Origin of the sequence: Mycoplasma sp. 4079 (assembly GCF_047785185.1) — a bacterium.
In the GTDB taxonomy this organism is placed as follows: Bacteria; Bacillota_I; Bacilli_A; order Mycoplasmatales; family Metamycoplasmataceae; genus Mycoplasmopsis.
Genome location: NZ_JBLNNG010000001.1, coordinates 98,328 through 124,073, shown reverse-complemented (window position 1 = coordinate 124,073; position 25,746 = coordinate 98,328). Strand labels below are relative to the sequence as shown.

Annotated in this window: 9 protein-coding genes; all 9 read left to right on the top strand. The window is 29.8% G+C overall.

What is annotated here, in order from left to right; translation table 4 throughout:
- Nucleotides 1-147: 147 nt before the first annotated feature.
- The 9 genes from ACMZI9_RS00435 to ACMZI9_RS00395 all read left to right on the top strand — a co-directional run bounded on the left by ACMZI9_RS00435 (nucleotide 148) and on the right by ACMZI9_RS00395 (nucleotide 25,691).
- A complete protein-coding gene (locus ACMZI9_RS00435) occupies nucleotides 148-5,676 on the top strand; it encodes a PDxFFG protein (protein WP_416099024.1) in 5,529 nt (1,842 codons plus the stop codon).
- A 13-nt stretch (nucleotides 5,677-5,689) separates the two neighbouring features.
- Nucleotides 5,690-8,746 (top strand): hypothetical protein, encoded by a 3,057-nt coding sequence (locus ACMZI9_RS00430; protein ID WP_323176464.1) that lies wholly within the window; start codon nucleotides 5,690-5,692, stop codon nucleotides 8,744-8,746.
- Complete coding sequence (locus ACMZI9_RS00425; RefSeq protein WP_323176463.1) at nucleotides 8,746-9,795, top strand: ABC transporter permease; 1,050 nt, start codon at nucleotides 8,746-8,748, stop codon at nucleotides 9,793-9,795. Before ACMZI9_RS00430 ends, ACMZI9_RS00425 begins: the two co-directional genes overlap by 1 nt.
- 98 nt (nucleotides 9,796-9,893) lie before the next feature.
- Nucleotides 9,894-10,853, top strand: coding sequence for an ABC transporter permease (locus ACMZI9_RS00420; RefSeq protein ID WP_323176491.1), 960 nt, complete (start codon nucleotides 9,894-9,896; stop codon nucleotides 10,851-10,853).
- 9 nt (nucleotides 10,854-10,862) lie between these two features.
- Complete coding sequence (locus ACMZI9_RS00415; RefSeq protein ID WP_323176462.1) at nucleotides 10,863-12,113, top strand: ABC transporter ATP-binding protein; 1,251 nt, start codon at nucleotides 10,863-10,865, stop codon at nucleotides 12,111-12,113.
- 3 nt (nucleotides 12,114-12,116) lie between these two features.
- Nucleotides 12,117-13,442 carry an ABC transporter ATP-binding protein gene (locus ACMZI9_RS00410; protein WP_323176461.1) on the top strand — a complete coding sequence of 442 codons (1,326 nt, stop codon included), beginning with the start codon at nucleotides 12,117-12,119 and terminating at the stop codon, nucleotides 13,440-13,442.
- A 44-nt stretch (nucleotides 13,443-13,486) separates the two neighbouring features.
- Nucleotides 13,487-14,590, top strand: a complete 1,104-nt coding sequence (locus tag ACMZI9_RS00405) for a variable surface lipoprotein (RefSeq protein WP_323176460.1) — start codon at nucleotides 13,487-13,489, stop codon at nucleotides 14,588-14,590.
- 445 nt (nucleotides 14,591-15,035) lie between these two features.
- Nucleotides 15,036-17,171, top strand: coding sequence for a C1 family peptidase (locus ACMZI9_RS00400; protein ID WP_323176459.1), 2,136 nt, complete (start codon nucleotides 15,036-15,038; stop codon nucleotides 17,169-17,171).
- Between the two features lie 690 nt (nucleotides 17,172-17,861).
- Nucleotides 17,862-25,691: a hypothetical protein gene (locus ACMZI9_RS00395; RefSeq protein ID WP_416099022.1), complete on the top strand. Its 7,830-nt coding sequence runs from the start codon at nucleotides 17,862-17,864 to the stop codon at nucleotides 25,689-25,691.
- Nucleotides 25,692-25,746: the final 55 nt, after the last annotated feature.

Below are 25,746 nucleotides of genomic sequence, written 5' to 3'. Positions count from 1 at the left end.
TTAGTAAAAATGATCAAAAAAGAACTAAAAAAGAACATAATAAGCTTTTGAAAAATCTACATTTAATGTAAAATTGAATTTATTTATATATTTATATATAAATAAGGATTTTTAATCAAAATTTGAAATTCAATAAAGGAGTACTATATGAAAAATTTAGCTTTAAAATACAAAGTTTTATTAGCATTAGGTATATTAGCAGGAGCGTCCGGTATTGCTGTTGGTTCAATTTACGGATATGCAAATAATTCTGACGAAAAGAATGGACCAACAAATCCAGTTGATCAAAAATTGTTTGTAAACAACTTTAAAAAATTCTATGATGAAAATGATCAAATTAAACCTGAAGTTTCTGTTTTAGATCCACTTAAATCAAAAATTGTTGCTAATGTAGTTTCAAACAATGAAACTTACAATGAATACAACTTTGTTGGTGAAACAGAAAAATATTCATTTGACGAATTTTTCAAAGAATATTACAAAAGATACAATGAATCATTCATATTAGAAGTTAAATACGGCTCATTCAGTTTTTACAATGAGTACGTTTTAGCTGTTAGACCAAAACAATTTATTGAATTTTCAAATTGATTTATGTCAAACGTATCTTGAGGTCCTGACCTCTTAACTTTAGACTCATTTAGAATTGTTCCAGGAGTTGAGCAAAATGGTAATGCTATTACTTTAGGGTCTCACTCAACATTGCACAAAGAATACAGTGAAATTAAATTCTTCCCTGATGCATTCTTTGGTTCATTACCTTACTACTCAACAGTCGGTGGTAGAGGAAATGCACAAGATGCGTTAACTTATTCAACATTTAATTATGAAGTTCCTAAAGCTGATGTTGATATGTTCTTAAACAACATTCCTTTAGCAACTGCAATTAAAAACTCTTCAATGCTACCTAACAATACAGCATTTAGAGAAATTACTATTCCAAGAAAATTAATTAACAAAGAATTCTTAGTTTACATTCCAGGTTCAGCACCACAACTTGATGTTGAAAAAATTCAAACAGTTTACTTACCAAGTAACATTAGTTCTGAAGAATTTGCAAAAGTTGCAGAGGAACTCAAACCTAACTTTGGTACAGTTTCATTAAGTGACTTCAAACCAGTTATTATTAAAGATGTTAACAGTAACTACAATACAGAAAAAAAGAAAACAACTTTTGAAGTCTTCTTTGATTACAAAAATAAAGCTGACTCAGACGCAGTTAAAAACTTTGATAGAGATTCACTTTCAGAAACTGATAAAGCAAAACTTGATCAAGTTATTGCTGCTAGAGGTGACTTTGATGTTAGAACAAGTTTAGACTTTACAAGAATTTCTGAAGCTTCAGCAATTACATACAGAAACTTTGTAAAAGCTATAAATGAAGATATTGTTCACTTCTTAGATTTTTATGACATTAATTCATATGTTGGAACAAAACTTTTTGTTTATAAAGAAGGAGATAAAACTTACTACTTTGATTCATTTGTTAAAGCAATCAATGAAGTTCCTGCTTTAAAAGAAAAAACTTATGAAGAACAAAAAGCATTAGTTAAAGAATGTGAAATTAAAGAGTTTACAATTCAAAATTCCGGCTCAACACATATGCTTTCAGTTAAACTTGAAGACTCAAACAGATTTATCTTACGTGAACAATTTGTTGCAAGTGCTTCAAATAATTATTCACCAGCTGGTTTTGCTCAATTTAAGGAAGCTGCTGGATATTTAGGTTCAATTACTCCTCTTATTTTAGGTTACACAAGTGAAGAAAAAGATGCTAATGGACAAACATTAAGAGGACTTGATTCAAGAAAATACCAAGTTTATACAGAAGTTTATAATGGACTTGCTGAAAAAGTTCTAGAAAAATACCCACACTTACTTAAATCATTAAACGGACCACACTTAGAAAAATCTGTAAATGATAAAGGGGTATATGAATACAAAATTGTTCAAGGTGAATACAAAGGTGTTTCAGAATCAGATAGAATTGGACTTCCACTTGTTTTAGGAACTCTTATTGAAGACTTTGAAGGTATTTCAACAGACTTCTTAAAATATGTTGCAACTCACGAATATGGACATCACTACACACTTGATCAAGGTCAATCTTGAATCGATTCTAAAAACCCTATTTTAGTTGGTGGTCTTTCAACTCGTGGTGGAGCTAGCGACTCTTCATTCTACTCATACAAATCTCTTAAAAACTATTTAGAAGCTAGAACAAACCTTACAGTTATTAGAACAAACAGTTTGGGTGCTCCAACTGAAAATGGTAAATTCATCAAATTCCAGTTTGGTATTCTTGACGAAAACGGAAAAGTTGTTTCTCAAGAAGTTGAAACTAAAAATCAAATGTGAGGTGCTGTAGGTGTAGCTGGACAAGACATCTACACAGTGTTAGCTAACCCACAAAGACGTTTCTTACAAGATTATGAAGGAATGATTCAAGCAGCTAAACTTAGAAAAGTTGCTCCAGGGGACTTATTCATTGCGAACTCATTTGATGAACAATCAGGAACACTTAACCCAGCAATTTCTGGAAAATCTAAAGTATTCAAAAAATTCGAAAATGGTGAAATTAAATTTGCACAAGTAACTGCTAAAAACGTTATTGAGCAATTAACAGATGGTTCTGGACAACCTATTGCACAATTTGTTGATTTTATCAATGATGATGAATTCAAAGTTAGAGTTTATGAAACTGGAACTATAAATGACAAAACAGTTATTACAAAAGTTAACTTCAAAAAACCAGATGGTTCGCCAGCTATTAATGTTCCTTTAAATGTTGAACTTGATACAGAAAGCTGAAACTACATTCGTTCACAAGAAAGATTAATTGTTCAATCGCTTCAAGAAGTTATCAAAGCCGACTTATTTGATTCAGGATGAAACACTAATGCAACAAGATTAGGTGGTTCACTTGCAATTTACCTTAAAGACTTATTTAATGCAGTTGATTTAAATGACTACTTTAAATTATTTAAAAACAGAGGAAACAAAATTGAATACGATCCACAATACAACTCTGTTTTAGCAAACTTTGCTCAACCAGGCAAAGATGCACCTGAACAACACAGAGAAGCATTGCAATACTTATCACTTCGTTCAAGTTTACAAGGTTCACTTAGAGATATTGTTACCACATTCTATGGTTATATAGATACAGAATACAAAATGCAAAATAGAGCAAACATTAACTCTGTTTTAACATTTGCAAACTACAGAGATTTACAAAACTCAACTAAATATACATTCCCATATGTTTCAAGCTCAGCATTCTTAAGTACATACACATACTCAAAAGACAGACTTAGTCAAACAATGAATGAGTACGCTACTGAATTGGGTCTTGAATCAATTGATGGAAGATGACAAAATAACTTTTCTATTGCATTTTCATATGCTCTTGGAATTGCAAGATTAGGTAACAACTCATCAGACTTGTTTACTTACTTAGACAAAGACCAAAATATGTTAACTTTAGAAAACTTACGTGAGTTACTTACAAGTGGTCCAGATGCTTTTGATAAAACTGTGAAATATGTTGGACTTAATCCATTCTCATCAGCTTACAAAAAAGCTGATTCAAACTTAATTGAAGCTTTTGTTGCTAACTACAAAGTTAATGCAACAAGATTAGATACAAACAAAACTACAAAATCTCTTGGTTTTGCTTCGCTTGATAAAATGATGGAATTATTATCAATCGACTACTCAAAAGCTTCATTTGATGTTGCTTCTAAATCATTCAATTGAGATTTAGATTATGTAAAATCAAAATTTGATTTAAGCAAAATTAAATCAGTTGTATTAGCAGGTGACTTCACAGTTTCAACAGATAAAAAAGTTGAAATCGGTGCATCACAACAACTTTTAGCTAACTATGCAATGAAAGCGTTTAAAAACTCAAACTTACTTCTTGCAGTTAAAGACTTTAATGTTGCTACTGATTTAGTTGCTAACCAAGCATTCTTCTCAAAAGAATATGGAATTAGAATTGAAAGTCCTGAATTTAGAGAAAACTATGTTGAAGACGCTTCATTAATTAACCCAGAATCAAAATTACAATTTGATGCAGCTAAATTACAAGAATTCCTTAATGAACTTCTTTCAAAATATGGTGTAAGTGATTACAAACAATATTTTGATACTCATGACTTAATCCTTTTATTAGGAAACATTACATTCATTAGAAACTTTGGTGTTATTGGAGAAAATCTTCTTATCGGTGATATTTACTATGGTGGATTCTCTTCAGGTAAACCATCAAGTGATGTATTCAACTACAATGAAACAAGAGTTGAGCCATTATTAAATGACAAATTCACAGATTATATTTACTCAATTGCTGAAACTTTAACAAGAGATTATGTTCAAACAACTTACTTACCAAGTTTTGAAAATTTTGGTAACTTACCAAAATTCTTAGGTGGAGTAAATGAATCAGTTACTGGACTTGATTACATTGTTGATGGAACTAAATTAGCCTACTTAAACGATATCAAAAATAGTCAATCAGATATGGTGCAAGGTATTTATGCAGCTATTCAATCACATAAATACAAAGAATACATTGCACAAACTTTAGATTTCCAAATTCAAACAAATATTAAGATTGCTGAATTCAAATCTAAAGTTGATAACTTAAAATTAAATTTAATTCCAGCTGCTGAAGCTGCAATTGCTGATCATAAAGAACAAATTAAATCTGAAGAACAAAAATTAGCTTCAATGCAACAAGGTAGCGACGAATACAATCAAACAGAACAAAAAATCACTGACCTTAAAGCACAATTAGCTGCCAAAGAGCAAGAATTCAATAACTTACAAGCAGAACTTTCAAGAACTAATATCGATTTAGCTAACGAATCAATTGAAAAGAATAAAAAACTTGTAACTCAATTCAAGGAACCTATTTTTGGAATCTGAAATGACACATCAATGCTTCAAAGAAATGAAGATGGAAGAAGAAATTCAAACTACTTTGGAAGCTTCATCTCAAATAACAACGGATTCTTTAAAGATAGATTTGAAAAAGAAAAAATCGGTATGGAACTTTATGATGAAAACAGAAATGCCATCCAAGATAACAACATTAGATTAAAAGACTTTGAAGGAAACAAAATTACTTCAAGACCTAAAGCATTCTTTGTTTCACAACTTCTTAACTATGGAGTTTCAGAAAGAACAATTTCAGGTATGTTCAGAAACAAAAAACTTGATGCAGTTGCTATGTATGGATACATTCCAAATCAATTAGCAGAGCAAGTTAAATACATTAAGTTCACTGACATTGATACAAATGAAATGCACTACTTACCTGTCAACATTGATAAAACAAACAACATTTTCTATTATGAAAAACAAGGTGATGCAGATTCTAAAGTTACACTTGAACAATTAGGTTACCAATCTTGAATTTCTGATTATGCACTTATGTCTAAATACAGAAACTCATTATTAAAACCAAAACACAGATTCTATATTGATTTTGCTAATGAAAATAAAGATACAATAGGTGGATTTACAATTGGTGACCTTGATGCAATGATTGAAAACGGTAAAGCTGATGAACAATCACCAATCAAGATAATGCCTGAAAAAGATGAAAACAACAATGACACAGGAAAAACGATTATTTACGTAGATTACCAATTTAACATTTCAGGATAATAAGGAGAAGAAGATGAAATTAAAAAATAAATTATTATTGACATTAACAGCAGCTTCTGCTCCTGTTGTCTTGTCAATTGCATTACTATCTTGTCAATCAGGTGGATTATTCACAAAATCAATTGATTATGATTTAGGATTAGCAACTGAACCAATTAACAACTTAAACTATGTTAGATATAAATCAATGGACAAAATTGTTCCATCATTAGTGGACTCATATTTAAAAACAGGTCCTACAGCTCAACTTAAATCATTACTTAACAAAGCTTCATACAACTTTGTTGTTATGGAAAATAGTACAGTTAAAGATTCGGCTAAATTCACTGACTACTTAAATGCATCTAGAAGTGAACTTTTAGATAATGATGGTAAAGGTAAAATTTCAAATGCATTCTATGGAATTGATAACTTCCAAACAGTGGGTGGATTAGCTGACTTATCAGATGGAAATATCCAAGAAAAAAGTACTATTTATGCTTACAGAAACCCTAGAAACCCTAATAACTATATGGCTATTACAGGATACACTAGAAAAAAACAAAATATGTGATCTAACGGTGACTTTGTAACTTCAAATGACATTAGAGATTACTTAGAATACATTTTAGACCTTAACACAGGGTCTCAAAAATTAGACACAGTTAGAAAATATGGAATTAGAGCAGTTGATAAATTTATTGACGCTCAAAAAGAGTACCAACAAAAATTCAAACAATCATATAAAAATCCATTTGGACGTAGAGATTATGTTTGATCAGAAGCATTGAACAGATACATTCAAAATCCAAACCAAGAAGTGTTTGCTTCACAAATCAAAGATGGAAATGGAAATCCACTTGATACTGTGGAAGTTGAAGCAATTAAGCAAGCTGCATTAGAATTTGGTTTCTATACAGGTCAATTATTCTTAGATTACGATAACGATTACATTGCAGAACACTTATCATTACCTGAAAACTCTTCTTTTGCTTTAGATAAAGAAGTTCAAGACTTTACAGTTTTAGTTAATGGTGAGAAAAAGCAAATTAAGATTGTTAAAAATATGTATGTAAACCCATACCAAGAGTTTAATAAAACAAACAAAGACTTACAAGGTACAATTAAAGCACTTTCAAGTAGTGAAAACTCATTTACAATGATTTTTGATGACACTAAAACACCTGATTTATCATATTTATTATTCACAATCCTTTACAACTTATTCCCAATCAATAGAAAACACGTTGAAACTGTTGCTGGTGGAATTGATAAATATGGTTCAGAACCTAAAACATTCTTAACATCAGGTCCATTTAAAATTGCACAAAATGGTGAAGGTATTCTTTTAGGAGATAATGGTTACATTATTCTTGAAAAAGATAAAGATTACTTTGATGCTGAAAACACAATTTCAAACAAAATCAAAATTATGTTCTCAACTAACAAGAACACAAACTCATTATTCTTTGAAGATGGTTTAATTTCACAAACATATATTCCTGCTTCAAAAATGAACCTTTATTGATCTGATCCTAAAATGAAAAAATACCTTAACAAAAACACAGGGTATGGAACAATTGCTTTTGCTTTCAACTTAGACAGCGAAACAAATGGAAATTCATATTTACAAGATCAAGATTTAAGAAATGCAATGTATTTTGCAGTTAACAGAGAAAAAGCTCTTAAATTCGTTGGATGAGATTTCTCATTCCCTGTTAACACTTGAACATCTTATGGACAATACAAAACATTCGATGGTAAAAACATTGAAATGTTCTTTGAAGGTCAAAAATCTACAACTAAAAATGGTAAAGAATTTGACTTACAAAACTACGAATTCGTTGTTCACTTAGCTAAGTCATTCACATTTGAAAAAACTGAACGTAAAGATTTAACTTACGATATTCAAACAGCAAAATACTATTTAGATAGATTCAAAGCAAAACATCCAGAATTACAATCAGTTAAATTTGAATTCTTAAACAATGGTTCAGAAGAACAAAAGAACGCTGGTTTATTCTTAAAAGGTGCTCTTGAAACTATGTCAAATGGTTACATTTCAATTGAATCAAAAACATTACCTGAAAACATATATGCAAGCTTTATTGAAAAAGGTGCATACCAAATTATTTATCAAAACTACGATAGATTAGGTGGTAACGGAGCACAGGATTATGTATCGGTATTCTTCAAACGTGATGAAGTTGATACAATCAACCAAAAAACAATTGCTTTCAAAGATAACCCAGTTGGTTCATACATTTATGGTGACTACATAGGTGAATTAGTTATTGAACAACTTCAAAAACAAGATGCTAGTGTTTCAAAACTTTCATTAATGCAATCTGACATTAATTGAATTAATACAATTATTAATTCAAACTCATTATCAGGGGACTATGCAAACATTGCATCAGATTATAATTCAGCAAAAGCTTCACAAAGTAGCAGTGAAATAGCAGCATTTGTTAAAAAATACGCAAAACCTGTTTCACTTGCGCTTGCAAGTTTAAATGAATCTAAAAAAGCAAGATATTCAGAGCAATACGTTGAAAACTTACTTGGGTATATTATTATTAATAACAAAAACATTAAAACAAACAGAATCAACAATGCATTTATTACATATTTAGCTACTGAATTTACAACAGAACAAATAGCTAACTTAACAAATGAAACACAACAAAGATTACAATTTAACCAAGAAGAATTATTAAGAAGCGAAAGCGCAAAACCAGATGATGCAATTCCAGTATTCTGAAATAAATTCATTGAGTTATCACTTCAACATCCAGATGAATCAATTTCACAATACACTTCAAGAATTAACTCATTCTTCTCAGGAAACTTCACAGATGAGGAACTTTTAGAAAACTGATCTCAAACAAGAGTTTACTTATTTATCGCAGGACTTGAAAAAGTTATCAGAGATACAGCAGTTGTAATTCCACTTATGGAAGTTGATACAAACTGAGAAATTACAAAAGTTGGAGGGGTTGATAGTTTATTCAGATTCTCACTTCAATATGCATACGATATGACAAGACCACCAATGGCAAAATTACCAAGAACTAAAGAAGGGAACTAATGAAAAAAGTACAAGTAGATAATAAAACTTATGAACTGAACGATAACAAAGTTATCTTCAGAAGTAAAAGAAATGTTGAATTAAAGCTTAAAGATAAACTTCTTTCAATTGATTCACCATTCTTAAAAACATCTTGAAAATTCTTAAAAATTATTGCTGAATTTATTGTTATCGGATTTATTGTTATATCAATTACATTCTTCTTAATTAACTCAGTTCCAGGTGAAAACCCACTTACACAAGGTAAGGATGAAACTGCAAGAAAAATTATTGAAGCAAAATATGGATTGGATCAACCTTTACTTACAAGATACTTTAAGTACTTAAATGGTCTATTCCACGGCGACTTTGGTATTTCTTATTCACTTTTCCCTGAACGTCCTATTACTGAATTTATTTGAGATAGATTTTACAAATCATTCTTAGTTGGAATTTTCTCAGTATTCTTAACAGTTACAATCGGTATTTCACTTGGTATTTGAGTTGGTAAAAATCCAGGAGGACTTGTAGATAACATTTCAACTGTTATTGTTTCAATTTTCTCATCTGTTCCTTCTATTATTTTCGCTTTACTTCTTGTCTTTATCGGACGTGTTGTCGGAATACCTTATGTATTTGACCAGTATAATTTTGCAACCTATATACTTCCTGGTCTAGCACTTTCATTAGGAAGCATCATTGTTTATATTAAATACATTAGAACAGAGCTTAACAGAGAGCTTAACTCAGTTCACGCTAAGTTTGCTTACTTAAAAGGTGTGTCAAGAAACAGATTCGTTTGAAGACATGCACTTAAACCTGCGCTATTCCCAATTGCTACATTCTTCCCAGCTGTTATTTTTGGATCATTCATCGGAAGTATCTTCATTGAACAAATTTTCTTAATTCCTGGTTCAGGAGGTATGTTGCTTAATGCTATTACTTCAAAAGACTACAATGTTATCTTATTTTTAATTGTTATGTTCTCACTTCTTACAGTTCTATCATATGCATTCAGAGATATTCTTTATGAAGCAATTGACCCAAGAATTAGAAGGAGAGGTGCTTAATGAAATTTAAAGAACATTTACACAAATTTAATTCATCAGTCAAAAAATTCTTCGAAAAAACAGCAAGCAAAATTAAAGAACGTGAAGCAACTGCTTCAATGTCTAAAGAAGAATTAGCAACAGCACCAAACCCAATTACACAACCATTTGTGTATCAGTCTTGAAAAATTGTCGGAAAAATTGTAGACTTCCAAACTGATATGCATATGCAAGCTCAACCAAGAGTTTTCAAAGAATTTATTAACAGATTCTCAAGAAGTTTTGCTGGAGTTTTTGGTTTTGTTACATTAGTTTCATTAATCTTATTAGCGATTATTATTCCATTTACAACACAAGATCCAAACGTTACAAGTGTTGATGATTCAAAACTTATTTTCAATACAGTAGATAGCAAGGGTGTATTTCACATTCTTGGAACAGATCACTTAGGAAGAGATTTTTGAGCTAGATTATGATGAGGACTTAGGTATTCAATTGCACTTGCGTTTGTTGTAACAGCAATTGAGGTTGCTATTGGACTTACAATTGGAATTATGATGGGTCAATTTGAATTCTTTGACAAAATTATGACTTTCATCATCAAAGTTATTTCAATTGTTCCTACAATTATCATCCTTATTTTAATGACTATTATTATCAAACCTAGTTTCTGAGTTGTTGTATTCTCACTTTCACTTACATCTTGAACAGGTATGGCTAACCAAATTAGAGCTCAAGTTAAGCGTGCTAAATACTTTGAATGAGTATCTGCATCAAAAGTCTTAGGTACACCAACTTGAAAAATTCTTAAAAACTATGTACCTGTTATATTACCTATTTTAATTACTCAATTAGTATTCACAATTCCTGGTGTTGTTTTATCAGAAACATCACTTGCATTCATCGGTCTTGCTATCGATGATGTTCCTACATTAGGAAACTTAATTTCTGAAGGTCAAAAATTATTCCCTGACTACTTAAGATACGTATTTGTTCCTTCAACATTCTTAATCTTAATTACAACAAGTGTTCAATTAATTGGTGCATCAGTTCAAGATGCATTAAGAAGACAAAGATAGGAGAGTTTTATGAAAAAAGATAATAACTTATCTAATCAATCAGAAAAACAATCATTCAAGTCTAAATGAGAACACTTTAAAAGAAAAATAAATGTTGCAATCACAAACGCTTTTTCTGGTATTGGATTAGGAAACAGAAAAAATATGTTTGATTGAGAAACATTTATGGAAAATGTTGAGTACAAAGAATTTTCAGATGGAACAAAACTTAAAATTGCTGCAGAAATTAAAGACATTCACTTATCATTCTTAAACCCATCTGTACCAGGTCAAAAGAACAAAGTTCTCCGTGGACCATCTATTCAAATTTATGAAGGAAAAGTTCATGCAATTATCGGTGAATCTGGTTCAGGTAAATCAGTTATTACATCTCTTCTTTATGGACTTACAGGAGATAATGCTGTAATTGATAGTGGTGAAATTAAACTTTACAATAATCACGTTGAGAAGTTCTCAATGCGTGATTGAGAACGTTCACACTATAGAGGAAGAGTTGTTTCAGCTGTCTTCCAAAACCCTATGTCTACATTAAACCCAACTATGAAAGTTGGAGCACAAATTATGGAAGGTATGCTTGTTAACAAAGTTGTTAAAAACAAAAAAGAAGCATACGAACGTGCTGTAGAATTCCTTAAATTAACAAAAATTAATGACCCTGAAGCTGTTATGAAATTATACCCACACGAAATGTCAGGAGGTATGATTCAACGTGTTGTTATAGCTGCTATTGTTGCGCTTGAACCAAAAATTTTAGTAATGGACGAGCCTACAACAGCGCTTGACCCAACAGTTCAAGCTTTAGTTCTTGAAGTTGTTAAAGAATTACAAGAAAAACTTAAATTATCAATCGTGTTTATTACTCACGACCTTGGAGTTGTTGCTTCGATAGCTGACTACATTTCAATTATGTATGCAGGTCAAATTATTGAAGAAGGAACTACAAGAGAAATCTTAAAATATCCACAACACCCATATACTTGAGGTTTAATCTTAAGTATGCCTGATGTTAATAATGGTAAAAGACTTTCAACAATTAGAGGTTCAGTTCCATCTAACTTAAATAATATTGTTGGAGATGCTTTTGCAGTTAGAAATGATTATGCACTTGGTAGAGATTTTGAAGTTGAACCTAACTTTTACTATGTTTCAGAAACACATAGAGTTAAATCAGCGCTTTTAGATAAAAGAGCACCTAAATATACACCACCTGCACACATTGCAAAATTATGAAAGGAGTTTTTAGCAAGTTCTAAAAAATAAGTTATGAAAAAAGACTATTACATAGAAACACAAAAAAAATTCCTTTTCTGAAAAAAAGAATTCATAAGATATAACATTAAAGGTGTAGATGAAATGTTAAAAGTTCCTCAAGGTAAGGAAGTTTTAGCAACATTAAGAAACGTGGATGTTACATATGGTTCTCGTTCAAAAGCATTTAGAGCTGTAGTAGACTTTAACTTAAACATTTACAAAGGTGAAGTTTTAGGTATTGTTGGTGAATCTGGTTCAGGTAAAAGTACAATTGGACGTGCAATTATCGGACTTACACCACACAGCTTTGGACAAATCAAAATCCTTGATAAATTATTACCTAAGAAAATGGTTAGAGGATTTAAGTTTGGTAAATCACTTAAAGAATATAAAGAAATCGTTAACTTTATGGTTAATAAAGTGCAAATGATTTTCCAAGATCCAGCTAACTCACTTAATCCACACGTTAATATTGAAACAGTTGTTTCTGAAGGTTTAACAAATACAAAGAACTCTAAAGAAATTTACTTATTTAACTACGACCAAGAGGTTGTTAAACATTTATACTCAATGATTGATAAAAAAGAATATCGTTCTTTATTTGGAAAGTTCAAAGATGAATTAGATCACAAAATTTCAATCAATGAGAATGTTGCATATGATGCTTTATATGTTGACTTTGAAAAAACGATTAATCAAACTTGAGGTTTATCAGAAGTTGCAGCTAAATTAGCTGAATACAAAGCAAAACGTGATGAATTAAATAAATTAACTGAAAATGAATGTAAAACAATTTTAGTTAAAGACATTCTTAAGAGTGTAGGACTTGATGAATCAGTTTTAAAACGTTATCCACTTGAATTCTCAGGAGGACAACAACAACGTATCGGGATTTCAAGAGCTGTTGTGCTTAGACCTACATTACTTATTGCTGACGAACCAATTTCAGCGCTTGACGTTTCTATCCAAGCACAAGTTGTAAACATCTTTAATGAACTTAAAGAAAAATATAATCTTACAATTGTGTTCATTGCCCACGACTTACGTATGGTTGAATATATTTCAGACAGAATTGCTGTTATGAATAAAGGTAGATTACTTGAAGTTGGTACAACTGAAGAAATTATGAAACACTCACTTCATCCATACACAAAATCATTACTTGAGTCAGTTCCATCAATCGATTCTGATAAAGGTAGCTTGCTAGGATATGAATATAATCCTGCAATGCATAATTACACAGAAGATTATCAACCTGAATGAATAAAAATCAATGATAATCACTTTGTGTTAGCTACACCTAAAGAAGTTCAAGATTGAAAAAATAATAAATATTAATTTAAATTCAAATAACCTAATAAACAAAATAGAAAGGAGGCTATATGAAAAAAATTAATAAAAGAATTTTATTTGGTAGTTTTTCATTAGTTTCAATGTCATTACCAATCGTTGCTCTTTCTTGCAATAATACAAACAACCCACAACCGAACCCAGGAGATAATAAAACAAATACAAATCCTGAAATTACATTCGAGCAAAGCAAAGCAATTGCTATTTCTCAAGTTGAATCATCATATTCAAACTTAACAGAGGAGCAAAGAACTAAGATTAAAGAATTAATCCAAACATCAGAAAACCAAGAACAACTTAAAAACATTCAAACAAATGCTAATTACTTAAATGAATTAGTTCCAAGTTTAAAAGAAGCTGTCGCAGATTATTCAGATGTTAAAGCTAGCTACAAATATGCAAATGATGACCAGCAAGCTAGAAAAGATGCATTCGATACTGCTTACAATAATGTTAATAATGTTGTAAATTACTTAGATTTTTCAAATAATGGAACTGTATTAAACTTTGATGTTGAGACACTTAAAGCGGCTTACAATGATACTAAAAATGCATTAGCTGGTCAAGAAGTTCAAAAAGATCCTAAACCAGCTATGTATACAGATGCAGCTACAAGATTCGGTAAATGATTCACACTTCCTGAAAGTCAAGAAGTTGCTTACACAATAGTTGATTCAACTAAACAATTTGAAGAAAACACATATGAAGTTCATACATTAGGACCAGTAGTTGATGGAAAAAGAACATATCCAATTAAAAACTACAAAGCTGATGCACCGGAATTACCTAATAATATTGAATTTTCTGTAAGTGATTTTCAAACATATCAAAAAATGATTAAACTTAGACAAAAGGTTCTAGACACTTTCTTTAGATTAATTGTTAAATCAGATGGTAAGAAAGTTTATGAATTTTTCAACCACGATACAGCTTATGCACCTACTAGATATTCAATTAGTAAATTAATGTTAATCATTGATAAATTAATTATCACAGGTAACATTTATGAAGAGTACTTAATTGAATTAGAGGGTACAAAGGAAGATTCAACAGTTAAACTGTTCCAAGATCCAGCACACAAATATTCATATTATGCTATCTTACCTAAAGCAGAGCAAATGAAAAACGCTGTGTAGTAAGTTTAAAAGTCAAAATTAAGTAGCTTATGCTACTTTTTTATTACAAAAAAGCACATCAAAGTTTATTCAATGCACTTAAATTATGTGTGATTAAATATATTTAAAAATTAGAAACGGAACAAATAGGAAAGCTTTGTATTCTTTTCCAATTTATGCTACAAAGTGGGAAACATGGTATAACCAGAGATAATTAAAAATAATAATCTCTGGTTTTTATATTCTTTAGTTTATTAAATTCTTAAAAAGTTGATTTTTAAAGAGTTTTTTATAAAAATTAGAATTTTTTATGACTTATACATATAACTAAAAAATTAGAAAAATATTTTTTTAAATATCTTAAATTAACAATTAAAAGCTTATAAAATAAGCGATATTTGTTTCAACAATTTGACTTTCATTAAAATACTTTACAAAAATATTAATTTTTATTTAAAATTAATATATGAGATTAAAAAATAAAAAAATATTAACTAGTTTATTAGTTAGTCCAAGTTTATTGATACCTTTTAGTGTGATAAGCACAGCCACATCAGCTGATTCTGACGCACCAAAATTAGAACTTTTTCAAACTAAAAGCGCAGAAGAAATTGCAAGAATGCCTTTTTTTGATGCAAGAAAACACAATTTAGTTACTGACGTTAAGAATCAAGGTCATGAAGGCCTTTGTTGAGCATATACAATTGCTTCAATTTTAGAAACCAATATTTTAAAAAATAATATAGGAAATTACACTAAAAATTCTTTAGATATTGATGAACACGCAATTGATTACATAAGTAATAGTTGAAATCATAATGCAGATAAGTTAAATTTAAATCCCGATGCTAAAGAATGAAAAGGAATTTTAGGTACAGGAAATTATTTATCTCACGCATTTAATGGTTTGATGAGAAATACATCCCCAATTGCTCAAACTAATCAAACTGAGTTTCCTAATTTTGATAACCCTACAATTGCCAAAATTAAAAAAGCTGTAAAAATTAATCATACTGTTGATGATATTAAATTAGCGATTGCCAAATACGGTTCTGTGGGAGTTGCTTATGCTTTTAATGAAATGAATTTTCATCCTGACACCGTTTGATACAACGAACCAAATTCAATTATTATAACTAAATCACCTGAAGAAAGACATATCAGAAATCATGCTTCAGTTATTGTAGGTTGAGACGATGATTATTATGCATCTAATTTTGGACCTGAAACACCGAAACAAAAAGGTGGTTTTATTATTAAAAATAGTTGAGGAACTAAAAACATGCATGCTCAGGGCTACTTTATGCTTTCATACGATTCATTAGATTTAATTCATGAAGTAATGGCAGTTGAAGTAGAAAATAATAATGCATATCAAAATACTTACTATTATGATACAAAAAATTCATTTTCTTTATTCGCAACCATTGACACTAATGAAAGAACAATGGCAAATATTTTCCCAGTTAAAAAAGCAAATGATGAAATTGTAGAAAAATTAAAGTCAATTAATTTTGCGCTTAAAGGTTCAAACATTACTGCTGAAATCAAAATTTATGTTAAAAATTCTTCAATGTCTAATCCTGAAGATGGTGAACTAAAATTAACTCAAGAAGTACAAATTCCAAATTCTGGTGATAAAGGATTTTATACAATTGATTTAAATGAAGAAATTATTTTAAAGAAAGATCAATATTTTTCAATCATTGTTGATGTAACTAATAAAGGTGAAAAAAACGTAGATTTGGTGGCAAGCTATGAAACTAGAGATATTTTGAGTTTTTATAAATATAATAATCAATGAGTAAATAGCAAAAAAAGTTTTGTTGTATTTGGAATTAAGGCTCATACTCTTGAAGTGCCAATTAATGAATTAAATAAAGGCACAGCAGTTGGTGAAGAAAATAAAGAATTAGATGACATTTCTAAAACTAATACAAATAATAATCCTAGTGAATCAGATACGGAAAATAATCCACCTAGAAGCAATGACGGTGAAAGTGAATTAGAAAGCTCTGAAGGTGAAGTAGAAACAGATACAGGAACTAATATAGAAGAGTCATCAGATAGTGAGATTTCAAGAGAAGAAGAAACAAGTTCTCCAAAAACTGATGAATCTGAAACAGGTTCAAGTTCAGAAGAAAATAATCCGATTTCAAAAGAATCTGATGTATCTAATGTTGAAGACAATAGTTCGCCAGTATCTGAAGATACTACTAAAAATAAAAATATAACTGATGAAAGTTCATCAGAAGATGTAACTAATTCAAGCTCTGAAACAGGAACAGATTCAGCATCTCAAGATAATAACAAACCTGTAACAGAAGATTCTGCAACTGAAAATAAAGATGCAATAAATGAAAATCCAACAAGTGATCAAGCTAATTCAAATCCAACTACTAATGAAAGTTCAACTATAGAAAAGAATAATTCTGATAATAAAAAAGAATTAGAAGATGTTTCAATAGAATCTGAAAAATCTAAAACCAATAAAACACATGTTATTTTATGAAGTATTTTAGGTGTTACAACTGGAATTATAACTTTTGGTATAGCAACTTTCTTTATTGTTAAATTAATGAAAAAAAGAGTTAAAAAATAATTTAACTCTTTTTTTCTTTTAGAAGTTTAAAAAGTTTATTAGCAATTAGACTGATGTATTTATCAACCTATAGACACGTCAAAGGTTATATATGTCTTTGTTTCTTAAGTTTAGTTTTATTTAAATTTTAGTTTTCAAAATTAATGATTTAACTGGATTATCTAGAAAAGATAAATTTACAGAAAATAGATTAATTGACAGGATGAACAATGTCAAAGAAATCCAAGAAAAATTCAAAAATCAAACTAACAAAACGATCAATATAATACTATAACCAATAGTAAGCGTGTAGCACATAACAAATCTTGCGACAAGTGTTCTAACTGAGTTGTCCAATGTTGAATCAATTAAATTAACTGTTACAACTAAGATGATGCCAATTATAAAATAAGAAAACTAATTTCATATAATGGAACATTTTCGATTGAGAATTTTTGATGTTGTGTATCTTATTCTCTTCTAAGCAAATAGCTTTAAAATATTATTTACTTAACTTCATTCTATTACTAATTAATTTCAGATATAACAAAAATATATTTTTCACATTTGTGAAAAATTAAGGTATTATGCAGATTAATTTGTAATTATATAATCCAAAAGTAAATAATTAAACTATAATTACATTTATAAAGACAAAAAGAAGTTTTGTCTTATTTAAGCATCAATTTATTTATTAAGAAGAGGTGGTTTATGAGCAAAAATAAAAAGTTAATTATTGGTTTAAAATCAGCACTTTTAATCATTATTCCATCGATTGCAATTTCAACAGGTATTGCAACTAATTTACAAGCCCCTGAAAGGACAGAACGTGTTAAATTAACAGAGGAAACAGCGAGAAAAATTAAAAATGCTGAAATAACAATGTTAGATGGTTATTATGATTCACTTATGTTGGATCGTCCGGTTTTAAATCCTAATGGTGATGAAGATGGTGATGGTATTTTAAATAAAGATGAGGTCTACACATTTGTAAAAGACGGTAAGACTTATTTTGGATACAATTCGCACCCATTCTTAAAAGATACAGATGGAGATGGAATTACTGATAATAATGATGCTCATAAACTTAAATGAGATTTTTCACCTCGTGATGCTTTAATTTTCAGTAACTTATCTTACCGTAGTAAAGCTTTCTTAGATATTGAGTTTGATGATACAAATCGTGATTTATGAGAAGAAAATAAAGCATATTTTTTAGGCGAAGTTCCAGAAAATAAGCGAGATGAGCACGACAAAATTTTTGAAACAGTTCATAAAAATATGGCCCGTTATTGAAAAAGGTTTGAGTCTTGAGATGAAAGTAATGGATACCAAGCGTCTTGATTAATTAACCAATCTGATTTTCCATTCTTAGAAAATGACACTATTAGTGTTTTAGCTATTGCAGGTACTAATGGTGCAAAAGATCTCGATGATGATTTAGATTTATCAATATGAAGAAAAAAACCAGGTCAAGCTGAGAATGTGTGAATTTCTCTAGCAACAATAAGTCAAAAACCTGTTTCAGAAATTTATTCTACAGGTCACTCATTAGGAGGTCATCTTTCAGAGTATGCACTTATTTGATCAAAAGGAAATGAAGAAAATAGAAGTATTGACAATTTTGTTAAAGCATATGGTTTTAATTCTCCAAAAATTTCAAGTGCTTATTATGGAGCTATCAGTGACAGATTAATTAAAGAAGGTTGAGCACAACATTACGGAACAAATAATGATCTATTAAAAAGTTTTCCAGGCCACTTCCCAAGCACAATTTATGTTGGAGAAGGTTCTCACTCTGACACTAACTTCTTTAAAGATGAATATGTATCAAAATACTTTACTTCAGGTGATAGAAGTTTATTTAAAGGTATTGCGGCACAACCTATTCTAGACCAATTAATAGTTTCAAAATTCTGATATAACGTTCAATTATTCTCAGATAGAACACCTTCAAATGTATGAGGTCCAAAAAGAATAATGGAACAAAACACTGAACGTTTCTACAAAAGAATTAAGAATATGGTTCCAGAGCACTATCGTTTAGTTGATAGCGCACAAGAAATAGCTTCAAAATTCCCATTAAATAGAGATGCTAACCACAATACAAATATTAATTACCAAATTCCAATTACTCCAATAGACCATACTGTAACTTATGTATTTAAAGATAATACAGGAAGAGAAGTAGATAGAAGAACATTTACGGTCAATGTTGAAAATCAATCATATGAAAAACCTCAGATACCTAATCACCCACTACGTAAGCACTTCACATACAAAATGCAAAATATGTCAGAAGTCCCTTACACAAGAGACTTCTGAGTTGATACAACTTATGAAATCAATTTAGTTCCCGAATTAAGAGATAATACAATTGATAATTTAAAATACTTATCAGATGAACAAAAGACAGCTGCTAAAGATCAAATGCGTGCATCTTCAGACAATGATGAAATTGACAGAATTATGAAGAATGCTCAGGATTTAAACCAACTTATTCACAAATTTAATGAAGCTAAACAATTTAAACACAAACCTGATTTTACAGAAGCTGATAAAGAATTTAAAGATACATTTACAAATGTATTGGATGAAGTTGAAAACACTTTATCTTCAGAAGAATTTACAAATCCATCAGCAAGTTATGCAGTTTTATTAGGTAAATTAGAAAAAGCTAAAAATGACTTAAATGGTTTACATAATTTAGGCGTAGCTAAATCAGATGCAATTGAAAGAATTCATAATTCAGAATACTTACCTGAAGATCAACAACAAAATGCTATTGGTCTTATCGATCGATGTCAAGAAATAGCTGAAGTTAATAAGATTTTAGAGAATACTCTTCAAGCTGAAACGGCATACGCTGCATTACAAACTGCTGTAAATAAAATAAAACAAGTTGATTATTTACAAGCTACACCAAGTCTTCAAGACGAATTTATTAAAGCTAAAGATGCTCTAACAGGATTTGATAGAAATATTGATTTTTCAGAGTCAATTTCTGGACTTAAAGAATTAACAGATAACTTAGTTACAAAAACAAATGCCCTTGATGGAATTGCTAGATTAACAAAAGCTAAAAATGCTGCCAATGCAGCAATTGCAAATTCAGGCTTATCAAAAGAACAAAAAACAAAAGCTACTAAACTAGTTGAAAATTGCACAACACTTGAGTCAGTTGATAGAATCCAAAACAATGTTTCTAAAGTAAATGAAGCTATTAACTTAGTCAATAATATAACTTCTGAAAAACAAACACAAAACTACATTGAAGCAGATGGTGATTTACAAACTAAATTCAATACTGCTTTAGATACATTATCAAGTGTTAAAACTTATTCGGATTTTGAAAACTTACCAAATAACTTAAGTGAAAATTCTGAAGCATTAATAAGTGCACAAAGAAATCTAAATGGTGCTTCTAAATTAGTTTTAGCTAAGAATACAGCTAAATCTGAAATAGAAAATATGAGTAACTTACTTGCATATTTAGCTAAAAAAGCTAAACAAGAAATTGATAATGCAAAAACTATTGCAAGTGTAAATACATTAAAAGAAAATGCTTCTGCATTAAACACAGCAGTAGCAGTTACTAAGCAAGCAAAAAATGCAAAAGAAACTATTGCTTATAAAGAGGCGACATCATCTAAACAAGATGCACTTACTAAATCATTAAATAACTTTGTAAAAGCACTTGCTGCATATACAAGTTTTACTAATAAACTTTCAAATATTGATACTTTAGTATCAAATATGAACGATGCTATTGCTTCACTTGATGGAGTAAAAAACTTAAATGATCTCAAGACACAAACGATCACTCAAATTAAGAGTTTACAAAACTTAAATGATCAAGAGAAAAATAGTTTAATTTCTGAAGTTCAAAATCAAAATTCATCAGCAGATGTAAGATCTAAATTTGTTAAAGCTCAAAAACAAGATTTAACAAATAAGGTCGCTTCATTAACTAACTTATCAAACGCACAAAGAAGTTTATTGACTAATGAGATTAATAAAGATGCATTTAATTATCAAAATGCTAGAGCAGTTGTTTCAAATGCTTCTGAATTAAATAATGCAATCCCATCATTGAAGCAATCAATCAATCACGCAAATGAAGTTAAACAATCAATTAACTACAGTTATGCAACTGAAGAGATTAGAAATTCTTACAACAGTGCATATGATGAAATAGTTAATGCAATCAATGTAAATGATTTTACAAATCCAATTGCTAACTTAAACTCATTATCAAGTTTCTTATCATCAGAAGAAGCTAGATTGGATGGAGTAGCAAATAAAGAATTATTAGATGCAAAAACATCTGTTAAAGAACAAAATGATAGATTAGAAAAATTATCAAACACACAAAAGCAAGTAGCTAAAAATCAAATTGATGCTAAAACTACAGTTGCAGATGTTAACTTATTAAAAGACTATGTCACTAAAATTAATGATTCAATTGATAAATTAGATAAAGCAATCGAAGTTAAAGAAACACCAAATTACAAACTTTCTGATATAGATAGACAAAGAGCATTTGATAATGCTATTAACGCATTAGAAAACTTAAGAACAGTAGATAACTTTAATGATGTTGATCCTTATTTAGATAACAAACTAAGTACATTATCAGATGCAGAAACACAATTAAATGGTGACAGCAAGCTCATTGAAAGAAAAAAACGAGCAATAACATCGATTGATGATTTAGAGAATTTGGCTACAGAACAAAAATTAAAAGCTAAAGAGCAAGTTGAATTAGCTACAGAACCAGATATGGTACAAAAAATTGCAGATAATGCTGAAGATATTGATTTTGTTTTAGGAGCCTTAAAAGTCGCAAATAAATCAATTAGGACAATCAGATATTCATCTGCATCAGAAGGTGCTCAAAATGAATTTAATAAAGCTAAAAAAGCTGCTGAAGTTTATGAAAATGCAATTGACTTTACAAAAGATTATGTTAATTTAGATTCTATTGGTAATAGATTATCAAATGCTGATAGAGCACTTGATGGAGTAAAAAACTTAGATGATGCTAAAGAATTAGCGAAACAAAAATTAGGTGATTTAATCCATATATCAGATGATCAATTCACTAATGTTTTCAATCAAATTGATCAAGCAGTGACATCAAAACAAGTCGAAACTGTTATTACAAATGTAACAAATATTGATAAAGCTATTGAATTATTAAAATTAGCTAAAAAAGCTGAAGACACAATTGAGTTTAGAGAAGCAAGTAAAGAAAAATTAAACGATTTAACCAATACAGTTGATTCGCTTAAAGGTGCTAAAGATGTTTTAGATTTCAACACTGTTGCTATCGAAAATATTGACAATAAAATTAATACTCTTAAAAATGCTATTAAACATTTAGATGGAAGAACAAATTTAGATGCAGCTAAATCAGATGCTAAAGCTAAATTACCTACTTTAACACACTTAAGTGCTAACCAAGTTACTGCTGCTGAAAGATTAATTGATTCTGCTACAACAGTTCCAGGTGTTGAAGACATTATTGTTAACGTTACAAATGTTGATCCTGTAATTGAACAAGTTGATGCATTAAACAAACTTAAAGAAGATTCAAAGCCTAAATATACACAAGCAGAAGAAAGCTTACAACAAGCTGCAAATAATGCACTTACACCATTAGAAGATACAAAAACATATGAAAACTTCACAAGTCCATATGCTGAAGATATCGTTGCTAAGAAAGAAACACTTAAAAATGCTATTGATGCACTTGATGGTGACACAAAATTAGCTGATGCTAAAAGAGAAGCTAAAGAAGCTATTGAAGCATTAAATAAGTTATCAAATGATTCACAAAAAGAAGCTGCTAACAATTTAATTGATTCAGAAGATAGTGACACAATTGAAAAAGTTAACGCTATTGTTGAACGTGCTAAAGAACTTAACAATGCTTTACAAACTCTTGAAAATGCAAATGCAGAAGAGTTAAAACCAAACTACACAGAAGCATCAACAACACCTATAGATAAAAAAGCAAAATTTGATGCTGCAAAAGCAAAAATCGATACAATCAAAGGGACAACTGACTTTAGTCAACCAATTGCAAATATTGTAGAAGACACAAATGCACTTAATAATGCTGTTAGAGATCTTGATGGTCAAGATAGATTAGATGTTGCCAAAGCAGAAACTAAAGTTAAATTAGCTGAATTAATAAACTTAAGTCCTGATCAAATTAGAGAAGCAAATAATCAAATTGATGCTGCCATGACAGTTCAAGGAGCAAAAAACATTGTTACAAACGCAACAAATGTTGATGCTGTTATCGAACAAGTTCAAAGATTTAATGATGTTAAATCTAAATCACAATTCACAGAAGCTGATTCAGATAAAAAACAAGCTGCTCAAACAGCGTTTGACAACTTACCAGGTGTAGAAACAGTAACAGACTTTACAACAAGTCCTATTGCTGACATTACAGAAAAAACGGAATCTCTTAATAATGCAATCAACTCACTTGATGGTCAACAAAACTTAGATGCTGCAATAGCTGCTGCTAAATCTGCTATTGATGAATTACCTAACTTATCAGATGATGAGAAAAGAGATGCAAAAACTGAAGTTGAAAAACAAACAACTATTGCTAAAGTTGCTGATAAATTATTAGATGCTCAAAAACAAGATGCATCAAATAAAATCAGCTCATTATCAAACTTATCTGATGATGTGCAAAAACCAGCTGCTAAAACTCTAATTAATTCAAAAACATCTAAAGATGAAATTGATGCAATTGTTGGTACTGCAGAAAAAGTTAATAGTGGTATTAGAACACTTAATTATGAAGTCGCGATAAAAGAGGAAGTTCAATACAAACAAGCGTCAGATGATGTTAAAACAAACTTTGATAATGCTGTAACTGCATTAGTTGGATTATCAAGCTACACAGACTTCGAAACTCCATTTGACAAATTAGATACTAAATTACAAGCTGTATCTGAAACTAAAGGTTTATTAAATGGTAAAGATAGATTAACTGATGCAACAACAAAAGCTAAAGAAGCTATTGACGTACTTGAAAACTTAACATCAGTTCAAAAAGACGCTGCTAAAAATGAAGTTGAAGCTAAAACATCAATTGATGAAGTTGAAGAAAAATTACTTGAATCTCAAAAAGAAGATGCTATAGCTAAAATTAACTCATTACCTAAATTATCAGAAACTCAAAAAGAAAAAGCTATCGCGTTAGTGAACGAAAAATCAGATAAAGCAAGAATTGATAAAGTAGTTTCAAATGCATCAAGCATTGATGCAGCGATTTCTAAAGTCGAATCTGCTAGAGAAGTCGAGTCAGAAATCAAATACACTCAAGCTTCAAACCAAGGTGCATTTGATGATGCAGTTACTACTTTAAACGACTTAACAACAACACTTGACCTTGATGAGCTATATCCTAACTTAGATAACAAGTTAGATACATTAAAATCAACTCACGATGCTCTTGATGGTGCTGATAGATTAAAAACAGCTAAAGAAGAAGCGCTTGCTGCTATCGAAGTTGCTTCAAACTTATCAGATACTCAAAAAGAGGCTGCTAGAAACGCAGTAAACAGCTTAAATGAAGTTTCTAAGATTAAAGATATTAAAAATAATGTCAAAGGAATTAACAGTGCACTTGATGTTGTTAAGAATGTTGAAGATGTAAAAAATAAAACTCAATATACACAAGCTTCACAGGAAAAACAAGTTGCATTCACAAATGCACTTGATGCATTACATGAACTTAAAACTAAAGATGAATTTAATACATCAGTTGAAAGTCTTAATGAGAAATTAGATGCATTAAGAGATGCTCTTGATAATCTAGATGGTGATGTAAAATTATCAGAAGCAAAAGCTAAAGCTAATTATGGTATAGATAACTTAACTAACTTGACAGATGAACAAAAAACAAAAGCTAAAGAATTAGTAAATTCACAAGCATCAGTTGATACTATTGAAAACATTCTGACAAATGCAGTAGATGTTAATAATGCGTTAGAGGTGTTTAATGAGGTACAAAAAGTTAAATCTACACCTAACTATACCGAAGCTGATGCACCTAAAAAATCAGCATTAGATAATGCATTAGCAAAATCAACTGAATTAAGTAATAAATTAGACTTTAACAACAGTGTGCAAGACTTAAATGAAAAAGTTAATCCTGTCGTTGAAGCTAAAAAATCATTAAATGGTGATTCTAATTTAGCTGCATCTAAAACAGATGTAAATGCAAAAATTAATAAGTTAAACAACTTATCAAAAGAGCAAAAACAACAATTTATTTCTGAAGCTAATGGACAAGTAACTGTTCAAAAAGTTAAAGAAGTATTAGAAAAAGCTCAAAAATTAAATGAATCATTAAAACCTGTTGATAATAAACCTGAAGAACCTACAAAAGTTGAAGAAGGTAAAAAACAAGGTGCTCCTGGTTGAATTTATGGAGTTATAGTTCCACCAATTGTAGGAATTGCTACAGGTTTAGGGTTCTTATTCAAGAGAATTTTTAGAAGAAAATAGAAATTAATAAACATTAAACTTACATTTTAAACGGTGTAAGTTTTTTTGTTTTTCT